The organism is Mycobacterium sp. Marseille-P9652 (assembly GCF_902652685.1).
GTDB lineage: Bacteria > Actinomycetota > Actinomycetes > Mycobacteriales > Mycobacteriaceae > Mycobacterium.
This window is the reverse complement of record NZ_CACRUY010000009.1, coordinates 117,578-135,093: the sequence shown is the minus strand read 5'-3', so window position 1 is coordinate 135,093 and position 17,516 is coordinate 117,578. Positions and strand designations below refer to the sequence as shown.

Here is a 17,516-nt window from a genome sequence, read left to right as displayed (position 1 = left end):
GCTCTTCTCGATCAACGGCACTGCCGGCGCCGGCGGTGCCGTTGATCGAGAAGAGCTGCCTGTTCAGGCCGCCGGCTCCACCATTCCCGCCGGCACCGCCAGCCTGTCCGGTGAGCCCCGGCGCCGCGGACATGCCATTCCCGCCCGCTCCGCCGGAACCACCATTACCGCCGCCGATCAGACCGTCCGCGCCGCCGTCCCCGCCGTTGCCGCCGTGCCCTCCGACAGCTGTCGCATTGCCGCCTGCCCCGCCGGTGCCACCCCGACCCCAGAACCCAGCCGACCCGCCTGCGCCGCCGTTGGCCCCATTGGGGCCATCCGCGCCCGAACCGCCATCGCCGCCGTTGCCCAGAATCCACCCGCCGTCCCCGCCAGCCTGTCCGGTCCCCGGCGCGCCACTGGCGCCGTCACCGACCAGTGGGCGCCCGGTGAGCGCCTGCACCTCCCCATTGATGGTGTCGATCACGCTCTGCAACGGGTTCGTGTTGGCCGCCTCTTGGGCCCTATAGAGTTGCCCGCCGACCTTCAGGGCTTGGACAAAGTTGTCATGGACCTCCGCCGCCCGCGCGCTGAGCGCCTGATACTCCCGCGCGTAGGCGACGAACAAGTTTGATATCGCGCTTGAGATCTCGTCTTCGGCCGCGGGCAACAGCGACGTCGTCGGAACCGACGCCGCCGTTGTTGCGGCGACGATCGCCTCTCGGACCCCGGCCAAGTCGGACGACGCCGCAGCCAATACCGCGGGTGTTGCGATCACATAGGGAGACATATGCGGCTCCGATGACAAGCGCGAACTGGCAACAACATACTCGCGAGGGCAGTGCCTGTACACTACACACGTCTAATTGCAGCCATGCCGGAAATGATTGATGCAATCCAGTCCGACCGAGACTTCTGGACGGAAAACTCGCCGATCGATGAACACTCGGTTTGATGCCCTTCCAGTACCGGCGTGCTCGGCAACGACCGGTCGCGTTGGCCAACATCGCTGAGGAGCGTGATCTTGGCTGACGGCGATTTGAGTGCGCGCGAGGCCGAACGCACGGTGTGGGACGTGATCGTCGTGGGCACCGGCATGGGCGGCGGAATGCTGGGCTACTCGCTGGCCCGCTCCGGGCGGCGGGTCCTGTTCGTCGAAAAGGGACGTTCTACGCTGCCGGGCACTCCGGACACGATCCGTTCTGCGATGCCGGAACTGGCCGAGCCGCGGGCGGCCCGCTCCGCAGAGGCGTACTTCGACGCGTTGGCCCGCGCCGGCCGCACCACCGACGAGATCGAAGACATCAGCGGACGCTTCCCCAAGCGCTTCGTGCCGTTCATCGGCGCCGGCACCGGCGGCTCCTCGGCCTTATACGGCATGGTGTGCGAACGCTTCTTCGCCCAAGACTTCACCCCGCGGCAAAACTTCCGCGACCCCGGCGAATCCACCGTGCCCGACGCCTGGCCGATCACCTACGACCAACTGAGCCCCTGGTACGCCCAAGCCGAAAAACTACTCGGGGTACGCGGCGCACCCGACCCCCTACGGCCCGAAGCCGCCGCAGTCGGCCTGCCCCCCGCACACCCGTTCTCCCCCGACAACCAGCCACTGGTCAGCCACCTGACGATGCGCGGACTGCACCCCTATCACCTGCCGATGGCCTGCGAGTACACCGACGGCTGCGCCACCTGTCAGGGCCATCTTTGCCCGCAGTCATGCAAAAACGACGCCGGTCGCAATGGCGTATTGCCCGCGGTCAAAGAGCACGGCGCTTATTTGCTCGACGAATGCCGGGTGTTACGCCTCGAAGGCGACCACAACACCGTCCAGCAGGTGATCGCCCAACACCGCGGTGACATGGTGGCCCTCAGAGCCACAGTGGTGGTGCTGGCCGCCGGTGCGCTGGCCACCCCGCTACTGCTCCTGAATTCCCGGTCGGGCGAGTGGCCCCGCGGACTGGCCAACGGCTCGGACTACGTCGGGCGCAACCTGATGCGTCACCTGATGGACTGGATCGAGGTCTGGCCAGAACACGGCTGCAATATCACGTCAGAAAACAAGGAGATCGGGCTCAACGACTTCTATTTCTGGGAGGGCGAGAAGTACGGCACCCTGCAGTCGGCCGGCGCGATGGCCAACTTGGCATCCATGGACATGTTCACCAACCAGCCAGGCTGGCAGCCGAAAGCTCTGCGCTTGATGAGCCCGGCGGTGCGACCGATCTACGACCGCTTCTTCAACGGCGGGCTGGTGCTGGCCCCGATCATGGAAGACCTGCCGTATCTGGACAACCGCGTCCTGCCCACTGACCGACCCGGTGTGGACGACCGCCAACGGTTGCGGCTTCGATATCGTCTGCACCCCAGTGAAATTCACCGCCGTGCGGTGTTTATCCGGCAAATAAAAGAGACCTTGAAGCCGTTTCGCACGCTCACACTGCGGACCGGCGCGAACAACTCGACGCTGGGACATGTCTGCGGCACGTGCCGCTTCGGTACCGATCCCAAAACCAGCGTGCTGGATCCGCAAAACCGCGCGCACGAGGTCGAGAACCTCTACGTCGTCGATGCGTCGTTCTTCCCCTCCAGCGCCGGCCTGAACCCCAGCTTGACCGTGGCGGCCAACGCGTTACGGGTAGCCCAGCACGTCAACCAGGCGCATTTCCCCGCTCGAGCGGTTCGGGGCTAGGGATCGGAGGCACTTGCCGTAGCGAGTCGCGATCAGCCGACTCGCCCGAGGCGGGCGAAGTTCTCGACCAAATCCGCGGCAGCTGCAACGCTCTCGGCGGGTCTCGTCATCCTGGTGGCAATGTCGCGGGCCCGAATGGCGTATTCGGGGCCTAGGATCGTGCGCAGATCGGCCACGAGCGATTTTTCGGTCGCGCTGGAAAAGCGCCGGGAGGTACCCACCTTGAGCCGCCTGATCGCAGCTCCCCAGATCAGCTGAACATCCGCCATCCACAGAATCAGCGTGGGTACACCGGCGCGCAAACCTGCGGCCGTGGTGCCTGCGCCGCCGTGGTGGACGACGGCCCGGCACGCGGGAAAGACCGCAGCGAAATTTACCGCGTCTACCACTTTGACATGGTCGGAGCGAGCGGCCTCGCTGAAATCCGTCCAGCCGGCGCAAACCAATGCTCGCTGTCCGAGTTGCGCACAAGCTGCGCTGATCATGGCGAGCGTATCGGCCGGCGATTCGACCGGTATGCTGCCGAACCCGAAGCAAATAGGCGGCGTACCCGCGGCGATCCACGAAGCGACGTCGTCGTCGGCGCCCGTCGCCAATTCCAACGTGAGCGTGCCGACGAATGGCCTTTGTGGCGGCTCCCGCTCATTCCAGTTGGCCCATTCGCCCGCAAGGCCGGGAAAGCACACCGCGTCGTAGGCCTGAATTTCCAACGCTCCCCGTTGGGCAATGCGTTGCGGCGCGGGACGTGTCGCCTTCGGAAGGCCCAATTCGCGGCGCTGCGCATCTTGCACGTTTTTCACTCCCCGCCACACCAACCACTCGTAAGCCGTCATCGCCGAGCGCATCAACGAAGCGGGCACGATCGGGACGAGGTGGCCATTCGCGCGTATGGGGAACCACAGCACCGTAGCCAATGGGATATCGCAAAACTCCGCGACGTTGATCGCGAGTTCCTGGTAGCTCATCCCCGTAACTAAGAGGTCCGCTCCATCGGCCAGCGCCGTCAGCGTCGTGCTCATCTCCGACCAGCGCCGAGTGCCGGGCTCCCGCGCTTCGCGCAAAAGGCGCTTTACCTCCGCGATCCGCCAGAAGTTGCGGAACAACCGCGTCCAAAAATTGCGCGTCGACTCGAGCCACGCTTGCATGTCGGGCCCGTAAGCGATCGCTGCGAGCCCGACCGACTCGGCGAAGTCAACCAAGTCGGGCGAGACGGCCATGCAGACGTCGTGCCCTCGCCGCCGCAACTCACGACCTACGGCTATGCCGGGCTCGACATCACCACGAGTTCCATAAAATGCCAGCACAAATTTCATGCGCGATCTTGGTCTTTCACTCGCCGTATGCGTTCTGCGGGAACGCGCAGACTGCGCACACAGCTCAGCCGGACAGGAGCATAGACCCGCTAATGCCAACAATGAAGCGCAGTCGCTCGTGCGCGGTTTGCGTCCCGGCGGAATCGCCCTGCGGTTGCGCCCCCCACAGCACAATCGCCCCTGCCGACCTGCCATACGAACCCTTTGTGCCGCGGGAAAGACCCGCTGTCGATCCCACCCTGAGAACTTCCTTAAATGCTGGTCAGACGTCCTCCGCCTCCACTATGGTTTGGGACCGTTGTTCTACTCGTGTCAGTTAAGGTGGTGCGGTGGTCTGGGGCAGTGTTCGCGATGTTGAGCCGGCGCGGCCCGACGTCCCCGTCGAGAGCACCCACGAAGCCGAGGAGCTAAGTGGCCGCCGGCGAGTTCTGTTCCGACGTTCCCGCCGGCCGAACCCTGCGCCTCAAGCACCGATTGCATCCGGGAAGAACCGCCGCAATCCGGGATCTCTGATCCTGCGACTCTTGAGGCGGCTGTGGATTCCGTTGGTAGTCCTGGTGGTGATCGCCGTCGGAGGGTTGACTGTGTCGCGATTGCATGGCCTCTTCGGCTCCGAGAGGAGCCTCTCCTATGCCGACACCAGGGCCGACAACAAGCCCTACAATCCCCAGCACCTGACATATGAGGTTTTCGGACCTCCCGGAACCGTGGCCTTGATCAGCTATTTCGGCGCTAATGGCGATCCTCAGCATGTTGAGGCGGTGAGCCTGCCGTGGTCATACGACTTCGCGATCACAGCGGCGACGGGCATGAGAAGTGTCGCGGCGCAAGGAGACAGTGACAGCATCGGCTGTCGAATCAAACTGGACGGCGTGATCAAAGCCGAGAAGATCACCCACGAAGTAAGCGCCTTTACGTCCTGCACGCTGAACGTCGCATGAGCACCCATCCGTTACCCAGCAGTCGACCATTGGTAGCGCGAACGATCCGCCGATTCTCGCTGCTCGTCATCCTGGCGTGGCTAGTGATCATCGGTGTCTTGACTGTCTGTGTCCCTTCGTTGGAGCAGGTCGAGGGGGAGCATTCCGTATCCCTCAATCCCACTGATGCGCCGTCCGTCAGGGCGGGTCAGCGGCTGAATGACGACTTCAAAGCATCTGAACAATCCGGTCAATCTAACGGTGGTGTGGCGACCATAGTTTTGGAGGGCCAGCAACCGCTCGGCAACGACGCCCATAAATACTATGACCATTTAGTTTCTCAATTAAAAAATGACACGAAACACGTCGCACACGTCCAGGATTTCTGGGGCGATGAACTAACCAGCCACGCGGCGCAAAGCGTTGACGGCAAGGCGGCATACGTCCAGTTAATTCTCGCCGGGAACTCGAGCCAGACCGCGGGTAACGAATCGGTCGAGGCCGTTCGGCGGATCGTGGCCCGAACACCTGCACCACCGGGTGTCCAAGCTTTTGTTACCGGACCGGCGGCGATCAATGCGGATTTAAGCCATAGCGGTGACAGGACGGTTGCCACGATCACCGCGGTGAGCATCGCGGTGATCTTCATTACGTTGCTCCTCGTGTACCGTTCGGCGGTCACCGCAATTCTCCTGTTGCTGGTGGTCGGCATCGAATTGCTGCTGGCCCGCGGAATGGTTGCATTTATTGGCCATCAGGGATTGATCGGTCTCACCACTTTCGCCGTAAATTTGCTGGTATCGCTGGTGATTGCGGCTGGAACCGACTATGGAATTTTCTTTATCGGCCGATATCAGGAAGCTCGTCAGGGCGGCCAGGACAGAGAAACGGCCTACTACACCACCTACCACAGTGTCGCCAAGGTCGTCGTGGCCTCGGGCTTTACGATCGCCGGAGCGCTTTTCTGCCTGATCTTTACGCGGCTGCCCTCGTTCTATGTTCTAGCCGTGCCATGCGCAGCGGGCGTATTAGTCGCCGTCGCGGTCGCGGTCACCCTGATTCCTGCAGTTCTCGCCGTCGGGGGCCGCTTCGGTCTGTTCGAGCCTAAGCGAAGAATCAACCCGCGCGGGTGGCGACGGGTTGGCACGGCGATCGTTCGATGGCCTGCGCCCATTCTTGTCGCCACATTGGCGGTCACTTTGGTCGGACTGTTGACTCTGCCCGGTTACAAACCCAGCTACAACGACCAGGAGTACATCCCCAAAAATATCCCCGCGAACTTGGGCTACGAAGCGGCGGCGCGACATTTTCCCCCATCGGCGATGATGACGCCCGAAATCCTGCTGGTCGAGACCGATCACGATCTGCGCAATTCTGCCGACTTTCTGGTGTTGGAGAAGCTAGCCAAGGCCGTCCTCGCCGTACAGGGCATCTCGACGGTTCAGGCCGTGACCCGGCCTGAGGGAACCCCGATCAAGCACACATCGATCCCATATTTGCTGAGCATGCAATTCGCAGGACAGCAACAATTCTTGTTTTTCCAGAAAGAGCGTCTGAAGGACATGCTCAAGCAGGCGGACATGTTGGCGGAAGCCATCAGTATCACGCGCCACCTATATGCCCTGACGCAAGAAATGGTAGCCACAACGCACGACATGGTTAGCACAACGCACGACATAAAAGACCTGACGAACGACCTTCGAAATCATATCTCGGATTTCGAAGACTTTTTCAGGCCGCTCCGGAGTTATTTTTACTGGGAAAAGCACTGCTACGACATTCCCATTTGCTTTTCCCTCAGAAGCATCTTCGACTCTCTCGACGGTGTCGACGCCGTTACCGATGAGCTGAGCAAGGTGGTGGCGGACCTCGACCAGATCGACGTTCTGCTGCCGCAGATACTCGCCCAATTTCCCGAGATGATCGCCATCATGGAGAGTTCGCGAACCATGCTGCTTACCACGTACAGCACCATGTCCGGGGTTCTGGGCAACATGAGCGACGATAGCGGTAATGCGAGCGCCATGGGCAGGGCGTTTGACACCGCTCAAAATGACGACTCGTTCTACCTGCCACCTGAAGCGTTCGACAACAAGGACTTCCAACGGGTGATGAACATCTTCTTGTCGCCAGACGGGAAGGCCGTCCGTATGCTCATCCTGCAAAAAGGTGACCCCGCGTCGCCCGAAGGCATTTCCCGGGTCGACGCGATCAAAAGCGCCGCCGAGGAGGCGCTCAAAGGAACTCCCCTGGAAGGGGCGAAAGTTTACCTCGCCGGAACTGCGGCCGGTGTACGGGACGTGGTGCAGGGGTCGACATACGATCTCATGATCGCGGGCGTAGCTGCGCTCTGCTTGATCTTTATCGTCATGCTTATCATCACCCGAAGTTTTGTCGCCGCCTTAGTTATTGTCGGTACCGTATTGCTTTCGCTCGGCGCGTCCTTCGGGCTCTCCGTCTTTGCCTGGCAGAATTTACTCGGAATCCAAATACACTGGTCAGTTCTCGTGATGTCGGTAATTGTCCTGCTGGCGGTGGGCTCCGACTATAACTTGTTGCTGGTCGCGCGGATGAAGGAGGAAATACGCGCCGGCATAAACACCGGCATCATTCGCGCCATGGGCGGCACCGGCAAAGTCGTGACGAACGCGGGCCTGGTGTTCGCGTTCACCATGGGGTCCATGCTCGTCAGCGACCTGCGGGTCATCGGCCAGGTGGGCACAACGATCGGTCTCGGTTTGCTTTTCGACACGCTCATCGTCCGGGCGTTCATGACGCCGTCCATCGCCGCGCTGCTGGGGCGCTGGTTCTGGTGGCCACAACGGGTGCGCCCCCGCCCGGCCAGCTCACTGCTCCGGCCGACGGGACCCCGTCCGTTGGTACGTGCCTTATTGCTGAGATAGCGGCAGTTCAGTGGCGAATTTTCCAGACCGGGACTCGTTTGGGAGCACGATGGCACAGTGCGACAGCGAAAGCAGAGGCTGCCGCTCCGAGATGCACGGTGTCGGCACCATTAATGGCTGCGGGCTGAAGGCCGCATGAGCACCGAACAAGCTCGCCGGCCTCTCGTAGCCCGGACGATCCGCAGGCTTTCACCGATCATCGTTCTGGCATGGGTGGCGTTGACGCTTACCGTGACTTTTGCGATTCCGCCGTTGGAGCAGGTCGGTGAGGAGCATTCGGTCCCGCTGGCCCCTCAAGACGCGCCGTCGGTGCGGGCCATGAAAGACATGGGTAAGGCGTTCCGTGAATCGGATTCCGACAGTTTTGCCATGATCGTCCTGGAAGGACAGCAACCCCTAGGGGATGACGCTCGCACGTATTACCGCAGATTGGTTCAGGAATTGCGAGAAGACGCGCGGCATGTCGAACACGTGCAAGATCTCTGGGGAGATCGCCTCACATCGGCGGGCGTGCAAAGCCCCGACGGCAAAGCCGCATATGTTCAGTTGAATCTGGCTGGCGATCAGGGCACCACCTTGGCGAAGGAATCCGTGGCTTCGGTCCGGAGCATCGTCAAGCGCACGCCGCCTCCCTCCGGCATCGAATTGCATCTCACTGGCCCGGCAGCGCTCATTCCGGACATGCAACGCAGCGGCGATGCATCACTATTGAAGATGGCGCTGATAGGCGCAGTGATCATCTTTGCCGTGCTGCTTGTCGTTTACCGTTCGATCATCACCGCGATCCTGGTGTCGGTCGGAGTCGGGATCGAAGCCGGCTCGGCCAGAGGAATCATCGCCTTTCTCGCCGACAACAACGTTGTCGTCCTATCGACATTCGCCATCAATCTGCTGGTCACGCTCTCGATGGCGGCCGGCACGGACTACGGGATCTTCTTCTTCGGCCGTTATCAGGAGGCGCGGCAGGCCGGCGAAAACCCCGAAACGGCCTACTACACCACCTACCGCGGGGTCACTCCTGTCGTCCTAGGTTCCGGGTTGACGATCGCCGGAGCGATGCTGTGCCTGGGCTTCACCCGCATGCCGATCTTCCAGACCATCGGCGTGCCGTGTGCCGTGGGCATGCTCGTGGCGGTCGCGATCGCGATCACAATGGTTCCGGCCATCCTGGCCATTGGGAGCCGCTTCGGGCTATGTGACCCTAAGCGCAGGATCGCGCAGCGCCGGTGGCGAGGCGTCGGCACGGCGATCGTCCGCTGGCCCGTGCCGATTCTCGCCGCAACCTTGGCGGTCGCGCTGATCGGCCTGGTCACATTGCCGGGGTATAAGACGAGCTACGACGACCGGTCTTATCTACCCAAAGACCTTCCAGCAAACCTGGGGTATACGGCCGCCAATCGCCATTTCTCGCAATCGCGGCTGATGCCTGACATATTGATGATTCGGGCGGATCACGATATGCGCAATCCCGCGGATTTTCTCGTGCTTCACAGACTAGCCAAGGCGATCTTTAGGGTTCCTGGTATTTCTCGGGTCCAGGGCATAACTCGACCGGAGGGCACTCCGATTGAGCACACTTCAATACCCTTTTTGATCAATATGCAAAACGCGGTCTTGCAACAGAACATGACGTTTGTTAGAAGAACTATGGATGACCTCCTCAAGGAGGCCGACTTGATGACTAGACAAATCGTACTGATGAAACGCCTCTACAGCTTGCAGGAGCAAATTACCAACATTACTCACCACACAATTGGCCTAACCAAGGAAATGGTTGCCATCATCGATGAAACGAACGATCATTTTTCGGATTTCGAGGATTTCTTCAGGCCGCTTCGAAGTTACTTCTACTGGGAAAAGCACTGCTACGACATTCCGATTTGTTTTGCGGTGAGAAGCATATTCGATTCACTCGACGGTCTCGACACCCTTGCTGAAAAAACCCATTACATTCTGAAAGATGCCGAGAAAGTCGACGAGCTGCTGCCGCAGATACTCGCGCAGATCCCGCCGATGATCGCGATCCTGGAAGCCACGCGCAACATCCTGCTGACAAACCACAGCACCACGTCCGGGTTCTTAGGCCAGATGGATAATGCGAACCAGAATACTACCGCAATGGGGCAGGCGTTCGACGCCGCCCACAACGATGACTCCTTCTACCTGCCTCCGAAAATCTTCGAAAACCCTGACTTCCAACGCGCGATGACTTCCTTCGTCTCCCCCGACGGGAAGGCGGCACGGTTTATCATTTCGCATCGCGGCGATCCTGCGACGCCCGAAGGCATCGCGCGAATCGATCGAATCAGGTCGGCGGCCGAGGAGGCGCTCAAGACGACGCCCCTGGAGGGTGCCAAGATCTCTATCGCCGGCACCGCCTCGACCTACAGAGACTTCCGCGACGGCTCACGATACGACCTATGGATCGCGCTCGTTGGCGCGCTCTGCCTGATTTTTGTCATTATGCTCGCGCTCACGCGAAGTTTTGTGGCAGCCCTGGTTATCGTCGGGACCGTATTGCTGTCCTTAGGCGCATCATTTGGGCTGTCGGTGCTTGTCTGGCAATACCTCCTCGGAATCAAATTGCACTGGATGGTGCTGCCGATGTCCGTGATAGTCCTTCTGGCCGTGGGATCTGACTATAATTTGCTCCTCGTGTCCCGGATGAAAGAAGAACTCGCCGCAGGATTGAGTACCGGGATCATCCGCGCTATGGGCGGCACCGGAAAAGTGGTGACGAACGCGGGCTTGGTGTTTGCCTTTACGATGGCATCTATGGTGTTCAGCGACCTGCGCATCATCGGCCAAGTGGGCACGACCATTGGCTTGGGCCTAATGTTCGACACCTTGGTCGTGCGCTCGTTCATGACACCCTCCATCGCTGCGCTGCTCGGCAGATGGTTCTGGTGGCCACAGAGAGTGCGGCCGCGGCCGGCCAGTTTCATGCTTCGGTCAGAGGGACCGCGACCCGTTGTGCGCTCGCTGCTGCTCAGGGAGGACAGCCCCGACGACGCGCCGACTGCCCAGTTTCCTAGGCTGTCCGTCTAGGGCCGGCCAGCACTAGCTCCTATCGCGCCACCGTTGGCGTGCCGGTCGAGATAAGCTTGCACGACGGCTAGCGACAAAGACTTCTAGAGATCCGTATATCTGTTCAGCTTGGGGCGACCCGATTAAGGAATCGGAATCGATATGCCGAGGTACTTCAACAGCGTCATCTCCAAGCCAATAAATACAGCCAACGTCAAATACGAAAAAAGAAGTAATTCATACGCTACATAGCCGCTGAGCAGCGCAGCTCCCGCAGCGGCATATAAAGAGCCCTCTACCTTGCTCAACAACGTGCTTAGCGTATCGAATATCTGGCCCGGCATAGCAAGTAGCTGGCCGGGCAGGGCGATGAGGGGCGCGAACAAGTTATTCACGGTGTCGACGATCGACGCGGCGTTGACTGCCTCAGCCGCGGCATACGACGCTCCACTCCCTGTGAGGTGCTGCGCGAACTGCTGGCCGTACGCCACGGCTTGCCCGGCCAGCGACTGAAATTCCTGCCCCACCTGCGAGAAAATCTGTGCGATGCCTGCCGACACCTCATCAGCCGCCGCCGGTAGCACCCCCACCGTGGGGGCCGCCGCCACCAGGTGCGCCGCTTGAACCGTCGACCCAATAGCGGCCACATCCGATGCGGCCGCCGCCATGATCTCGGGATCCGCGATCACGTACGACATCTCGTTCCTCCAGCCGGTCTGAACAACCCCCCCGGCGAAGCACGGCAGAGACCATAGGTCACGGCCAACGGCGACATTACCGTCGACGAGGACGGCGTCGGGTGCTTTTGAGAATTCCGATTCAACACTCGTCGAACAACGAGACCATCGGCCGCCGTCAGGGCTTGGACCAGCGCTTACCGCCGCGGCTAAGTGCTGCGGGATGCGTCAAATACAAAAGCACTGGGGACGGAAGTGGCCGGCGCGATCGGTCGGCGCGTCCTTCAGCCGGCGTCGCGAAGCGCCGGCTGCGGAACGCCGGCCGGCAGCTCGACAACCGTCTTCATCTCGGCGAAGAGCTCGATCGCGGCTTCGATCGTGCTGTCCACGAACGCGGCGAACGCCTCGGCGGAAATGCCCTCGCGGATCCACTGCGACCTGCGGGCGACGATGCCTATGCGCTGCGGGTTCGAGGAGACGTGCAGGAGCGCCGTCACGCCGCGGTTCCGCCGGTTCCACGCGTCGGCGAAGTGGGTCAGCCACAGGCGGTCGGCGGCGGGCAGAAGCCGCCCGCGGGTGACGCTGACGACCAGCACGTCGTCGAAGGACGGCGACATCTCCAAGTGCACGTGCAGACGCCCGCGATCGGTGTTGACGACGCAGAAGTACTCGCCCTCGTGCTCCCCCCGGAGGTGCCGCAGCCCGGAAGTGGCGAGATAACCCTCGATCAGGTTCGCGCAGAGCAGTTCGCGTGTCATGGGGAAGATATTGACGTTTTCGGCCGTGCTTAACCTTTGAGCCGACCCGTCAACCATCGAAGAATATGTTGAGAACTCGCTGAGAAGCCGGCTCACGGAGCGCCGGACCCCACACGCGCGACCTCGACCATCGCCGCCGTGATCTGCGCGATCTCGTCCCAAGAGCAGATATAGGGCGGCATCGCATAGATGAGGTTCCGGAACGGCCTCAGCCACACGCCGCGGCCCAAAGCGACGGGCGTCGCGACCGCCAGATCCACCGGCCGATCGCACTCCACCACACCGATCGCCCCGCATACCCGCACGTCGGTCACCCCGGGCAGCGCCCGGGCGGGTTCCAGCCCGGCGGCCAGACCGGCGCCGATCTCGGAGACCCGCGCCCGCCAGTCCTGCCCAAGCAGCAGCTCGACGCTGGCCACCGATACCGCGCAAGCCAGCGGGTTGGCCATGAAGGTGGGCCCATGCATGAGGGCGCCTGGCTCGCCGCCGCTGATGGTCTCCGCAACGTCCACAGTGCACAGCGTGGCGGCCAACGTCACGTAGCCCCCGGTCAGCGCCTTGCCGACGCACATGATGTCCGGGCTCACCCCGGCGTGGTCGGCGGCGAAGAGCTCCCCGGTCCGGCCGAACCCGGTCGCGATCTCGTCGAACACCAGCAGGACGTCATGCCGCCGGCACGTCTCCCGCAAATCACCCAAATACCTCGGGTCGTGGAAGCGCATCCCGCCCGCGCCCTGCACGACGGGCTCGACCACCACCGCGGCCAGTTCCCCGGCGTGGCGCTCCAGCAACTCCGAGAACGCCGCCACATAACCCGGGTCGTACTCCCGCGGCACCTGGGGTGCGAACACCTGGCGCGCCAGCACGTCCGTCCACAGCGCGTGCATGCCGCCCTCGGGGTCGCAGATGCTCATGGGCGTGAAGGTGTCGCCGTGGTAACCGCCCCGCCAGGTCATCAGCCGGCTCTTTTCGGGCCGGCCACGGCTGCGCCAGTACTGCAGCGCCATCTTCACCGCGACCTCCACCGACACGGACCCGGAGTCGCTGAAGAACACCGTCTCGAGGCCCGCGGGGGTGACCTCGACCAGCAGCTCTGCCAGCCGCGCCGCGGGCTCGTGCGTCAGCCCACCGAACATGACGTGGTTCATCACCCCGAGCTGACGCGTCAACGCCGCGTCCAGGACCGGGTGCCCGTGGCCGTGGATCGCCGTCCACCACGAACTCATCGCGTCGAGCGCCTCGATCGAGCGGCCGTCGCGGACCAGCGTCAGCCAGGCGCCGCGCGCCGCCACCGCCACCACCGGCGCGACCGACTCCCGGCCGATGGTGCTGTAGGGATGCCACACGTGCGCGGCGTCGATCGCGCTGATCTGCTCGGGCGTCAGCCCCGCCTTGGCCGCGGGCATAGTGATCGAGCCTAGGCCGGGTCGCACAAATCGCGGCCATCGGGAAGCATGGAACGTCATGGCCTGGCCGCAACAGCCCGACGTCCCCTACCCCGCCGACGACACCGACGACGCGCCGGCGCCGGGTGCGGCCGTGGATGCGGCCCACCCCGCCGAAGACAAGCCGCGGGTGCTGCGCCTCCGGCTGGCGGTATGGGACGTGACCTGCACGGCGATCCTCCTGGTCCTGCTGCTGTTGCTGGCCACGGCGACCTCGTGGCCGCACCGGCTCTACGGCTTCCTGAAGGACGTGTGCGTCGGGGAAACCTGCGGGCCCGTGCCATTCGGGGTGGACTACTACATCCACCCCCTGGTGTGGGGCGGCATCGGGGCGGCGATCGCCGCCGCGGTCCTGGGACCGATCGTTTCCCTCTTGAAGGGCTGGTACATGTCCTTCTGGCCGGTCCTCGCGCTCGCCGTCATCATGATCAGCGCCGTGGCCGGCTCACTGCTCACCACTTTCAGCGCGCGTTTCTGGCTCTGACCGTCGCCTGAGACGCAAATCACAACTGCGGGCGCGTAATTCGACGCCGCAGTCACCGTCCGGTCACGGTACGACAAAAAATGGTTCGCGCAGGTCATCGCGCGTTTTCCGCCGGCCACTTCTGTTGTAAAAGTGTCTCTAGTGACTGGTGTGAAAACGGCGGCCCGACCGGCCGGCGGATTCACGTCCACCGTCATGCAGCGGCACCCGGTCCCGACGGCGGGGCCCCGCCGCCTGCAGAAGCGGCCGACGCGCGCAGTCACCGCGCCGAAGCCCGAGGAAGGAATCGACATGAAGCGCATCTACGCCCTGGCGCTGGGTCTCGCGATGCTCGCGGCGCCACTGCTCAGCCTCGGCATCGCCGCGGCCGACCCGGGCACCCGGCCAATGGACTACCAACAAGCCACCGACGTCGTCATCATGCGGGGCCTTTCCCAGCGCGGGGTGCCCTTCTCGTGGGCGGGCGGCGGACCCACCGGCCCGACGTACGGCAAGGGCTCCGGCGCCATGACCGTCGGGTTCGACGCGTCGGGCCTGATGCAGTACGCCTACGCCGGCGCCGGCATCCGGTTGCCGCGCTCGTCCGGAGAGATGTACCGGGTGGGCCAGAAGGTGCTGCCGGCGCAGGCACGCAGGGGCGACCTGATCTTCTACGGTCCGGAAGGGACGCAAAGCGTCGCGATGTACCTCGGGAACAACCAAATGCTCGAGGTGGGTGACGTCGTGCAGGTGTCCCCGGTGCGCGGCACCGGCATGACGCCCTACCTGGTCCGCGTGCTCGGCACGCAGACGGCGCCTCAGGCGCCCTTGCAGCAGGCCCCGGTCCAGCAGCTGCCGGCCCAGCAGGTGCCTACCCAGCAGGCCCCCCTGCAGCAGGTGCCGACGCAGCAGGCCCCGCTGCAGCAGGTGCCGACACAGCAGGCGCCCGTCCAGCAGGCCCCGATTCAGCAGCAGCAGCTCCCGGCCCCGCAGGCGCCGGTGCAGCAGGCCCCCCTGCAGCAACTGCCGTTGCAGCTGCCGGCCCAGCAGGCGCCCTTACAACAGGCGCCCTTGCAGCAGGCGCCCGCCACCCCGCGGTAGCCCCACCGCTCGCGACAAACCGCCACTCGCTCCTGCTCAGACGGGCGCGGGTGGCGGTTTTCGGTAAGTTGACGGTCAACCATGCTTACCCTGTCGCCGCCCCCGCCACCGCCCCCGGCCGCGAATCCGGCCGGTATGGGGACGCGCTCGGCGGGGTTCTACCGCCACGACCTCGACGGTCTGCGCGGCGTCGCCATCGCGCTGGTCGCGGTCTTCCACGTCTGGTTCGGGCGCGTCTCGGGCGGCGTCGACGTGTTCCTGGCGCTGTCCGGCTTCTTCTTCGGCGGGAAGATCATCCGCGCCGCGCTGAATCCCGCCGTCCGGCTGTCGCCGCCGTCGGAGGTGGTCCGGCTGGTCCGGCGGCTGCTTCCTGCGCTGGTGGTCGTCCTGGCCGGCTGTGCGGCGCTCACGATCCTCGTGCAACCGCAGACCCGGTGGGAGACCTTCGCCGACCAGAGCCTGGCCAGCCTCGGTTACTACCAGAACTGGGAGCTGGCCAACACGGCGTCGGACTACCTTCGCGCCGGTGAATCCGTCAGCCCCCTGCAGCACATCTGGTCGATGTCGGTGCAGGGCCAGTTCTACGTTGCCTTCCTGCTGCTGGTCGCCGGGTGCGCAATCCTGTTCCGGCGGCCCGCGGGGGCGCGGTTGCGGACGCTGTTCGTCGCGCTGCTGGGCGCCCTGACGCTGGCGTCGTTCGTGTACGCGATCTTCGCGCACCAGAACGATCAGACGACCGCTTACTACGACAGCTTCGCCCGGGCCTGGGAGTTGCTGCTCGGCGCGCTCGTCGGCGCCCTGGTGCCTTACGTGCGCTGGCCGACGTGGCTGCGGACCGCGGCGGCGACGGTCGCGCTCGCGGCCGTGCTGTTCTGCGGCGCCCTGATCGACGGCGTGAAGGAGTTCCCGGGACCCTGGGCCCTGGTGCCGGTCGGCGCCACGGTGCTGATGATCCTCGCCGGCGCCAACCTGCCCGGCGGCCGTGAGCGGCTCCCGCTGCCCAACCGGCTGCTGGCACTCGGACCGTTGGTGGCGCTGGGGGCGATGGCGTACTCGCTCTACCTGTGGCACTGGCCGCTGCTGATCTTCTGGCTCTCCTACAGCGGCCACCGGCACGCCGGTTTCGTCGAGGGCGCCGCCGTGCTGCTGGTGTCCGGGGTGCTGGCATACCTGACGACCCGGCTCGTCGAGGACCCGCTGCGCCTTCGGGCCGCCGCCCCCGGCGCGGCGACGCCCCGGCTCGAACGGCTGCGGCGGCCCACGATGGCGCTCGGGGCGGCCGTGGTGCTGCTCGGTGTCACGCTGACGGCCACCTCGTTCACCTGGCGCCAGCACGTCACGGTGTTGCGGGCCGCCGGCAAGGAATTGAGCGTGCTCAACATGCAGGACTACCCGGGCGCGCGCGCACTGACCGAACACGCGCGGGTACCCGCGCTGCCGATGCGGCCCACGGTCCTCGAGGTCAAGCAGGACCTGCCGCGCTCCACCCGCGACGGCTGCATCAGCGACTTCGTCAACCCGGCGGTGGTCAACTGCACCTACGGAGACCCGGCCGCCGCCCGCACCATCGCCCTGGCCGGCGGGTCGCACGCCGAACATTGGCTTCCCGCACTGGATCTGCTCGGCACCGCGCACCATTTCAAGGTCGTCACCTACCTCAAGATGGGATGCCCGCTGTCCACCGAAGAGGTCCCGTTGATCATGGGCAACAACGCGCCCTACCCGCAGTGCCGCGAGTGGGTGCAACGCACGATGGCCAAGCTGGTCGTCGACCGGCCCGACTACGTCTTCACCACCTCGACGCGGCCGTGGAACATCCGGCCCGGCGACGTGATGCCGGCCACGTACATCGGCATCTGGCAGACGTTGTCGGACAACAACATCCCGATCCTTGCGATGCGCGACACCCCGTGGCTGGTGAAGAACGGCAAACCGCTCGACCCCGCGGACTGCCTGGCCAAGGGCGGCAACGCCCAGACGTGCGGCGTCAAACGCTCCGAGGTGCTGGCCGACCGCAATCCGACGCTCGACTTCGTCGCGCAGTTCCCCTTACTCAAGCCGCTTGACATGTCCGACGCGATCTGCCGCCCGGACAGCTGCCGCGCGGCGGAGGGAAATGTCCTGATCTACCACGGCGCCCACCACCTCTCCCCCACCTACGTGCGCACCATGACCGACGAGTTGGGCCGCCAGATCGGCGGCGCCACGGCGTGGTGGTAAACCGCGTCGGCTGCTCCGCGC

Annotated in this window: 12 protein-coding genes; 7 read left to right on the top strand and 5 right to left on the bottom strand. The window is 63.9% G+C overall.

The window, feature by feature from the left end; all coding sequences use genetic code 11:
* Window positions 1–769: PE family protein (locus GPY60_RS27420; protein WP_156687087.1), on the bottom strand; the 769-nt coding region annotated here is incomplete at its 3' end.
* Between the two features lie 234 nt (window positions 770–1,003).
* Between GPY60_RS27420 and GPY60_RS07905 the strand changes: the two genes are divergently transcribed.
* Window positions 1,004–2,668, top strand: a complete 1,665-nt coding sequence (locus GPY60_RS07905; protein ID WP_156687086.1) for a GMC oxidoreductase — start codon at window positions 1,004–1,006, stop codon at window positions 2,666–2,668.
* Between the two features lie 32 nt (window positions 2,669–2,700).
* Here the strand turns inward: GPY60_RS07905 and GPY60_RS07900 are convergent, their stop codons facing one another.
* The gene (locus GPY60_RS07900) at window positions 2,701–3,981 is read right to left on the bottom strand and encodes a glycosyltransferase (RefSeq protein WP_156687085.1); all 1,281 of its coding nucleotides are present in this window, start codon (window positions 3,979–3,981) and stop codon (window positions 2,701–2,703) included.
* A 524-nt stretch (window positions 3,982–4,505) separates the two neighbouring features.
* Here GPY60_RS07900 and GPY60_RS07895 point away from each other — a divergent pair.
* From GPY60_RS07895 to GPY60_RS07885, 3 genes are all read left to right on the top strand, one after another.
* Window positions 4,506–4,922, top strand: a complete 417-nt coding sequence (locus GPY60_RS07895; protein ID WP_156687100.1) for an MmpS family transport accessory protein — start codon at window positions 4,506–4,508, stop codon at window positions 4,920–4,922.
* The gene (locus tag GPY60_RS07890) at window positions 4,919–7,804 is read left to right on the top strand and encodes an MMPL/RND family transporter (RefSeq protein ID WP_156687084.1); all 2,886 of its coding nucleotides are present in this window, start codon (window positions 4,919–4,921) and stop codon (window positions 7,802–7,804) included. Before GPY60_RS07895 ends, GPY60_RS07890 begins: the two co-directional genes overlap by 4 nt.
* A 135-nt stretch (window positions 7,805–7,939) precedes the next feature.
* Window positions 7,940–10,852: an MMPL/RND family transporter gene (locus GPY60_RS07885; protein WP_156687083.1), complete on the top strand. Its 2,913-nt coding sequence runs from the start codon at window positions 7,940–7,942 to the stop codon at window positions 10,850–10,852.
* A 122-nt stretch (window positions 10,853–10,974) separates the two neighbouring features.
* On the opposite strand, the gene GPY60_RS07880 is transcribed toward GPY60_RS07885, so the two are convergent.
* From GPY60_RS07880 to GPY60_RS07870, 3 genes are all read right to left on the bottom strand, one after another.
* Window positions 10,975–11,529, bottom strand: a complete 555-nt coding sequence (locus tag GPY60_RS07880; protein WP_156687082.1) for a PE family protein — start codon at window positions 11,527–11,529, stop codon at window positions 10,975–10,977.
* A gap of 263 nt (window positions 11,530–11,792) precedes the next feature.
* Complete coding sequence (locus GPY60_RS07875) at window positions 11,793–12,266, bottom strand: YbjN domain-containing protein (RefSeq protein WP_156687081.1); 474 nt, start codon at window positions 12,264–12,266, stop codon at window positions 11,793–11,795.
* A 92-nt stretch (window positions 12,267–12,358) separates the two neighbouring features.
* A complete protein-coding gene (locus GPY60_RS07870) occupies window positions 12,359–13,672 on the bottom strand; it encodes an adenosylmethionine--8-amino-7-oxononanoate transaminase (protein ID WP_156687080.1) in 1,314 nt (437 codons plus the stop codon).
* Window positions 13,673–13,730: 58 nt separating this feature from the next.
* On the opposite strand from GPY60_RS07870, the gene GPY60_RS07865 reads away from it, so the two are divergent.
* The 3 genes from GPY60_RS07865 (at window position 13,731) to GPY60_RS07855 (ending at window position 17,495) form a co-directional block, all read left to right on the top strand.
* Window positions 13,731–14,195, top strand: coding sequence for a hypothetical protein (locus GPY60_RS07865; protein ID WP_156687079.1), 465 nt, complete (start codon window positions 13,731–13,733; stop codon window positions 14,193–14,195).
* Window positions 14,196–14,486: 291 nt separating this feature from the next.
* The gene (gene ripD / locus GPY60_RS07860; protein WP_156687099.1) at window positions 14,487–15,275 is read left to right on the top strand and encodes an NlpC/P60 family peptidoglycan-binding protein RipD; all 789 of its coding nucleotides are present in this window, start codon (window positions 14,487–14,489) and stop codon (window positions 15,273–15,275) included.
* Between the two features lie 81 nt (window positions 15,276–15,356).
* Window positions 15,357–17,495: an acyltransferase family protein gene (locus GPY60_RS07855; protein ID WP_156687078.1), complete on the top strand. Its 2,139-nt coding sequence runs from the start codon at window positions 15,357–15,359 to the stop codon at window positions 17,493–17,495.
* Window positions 17,496–17,516: the final 21 nt, after the last annotated feature.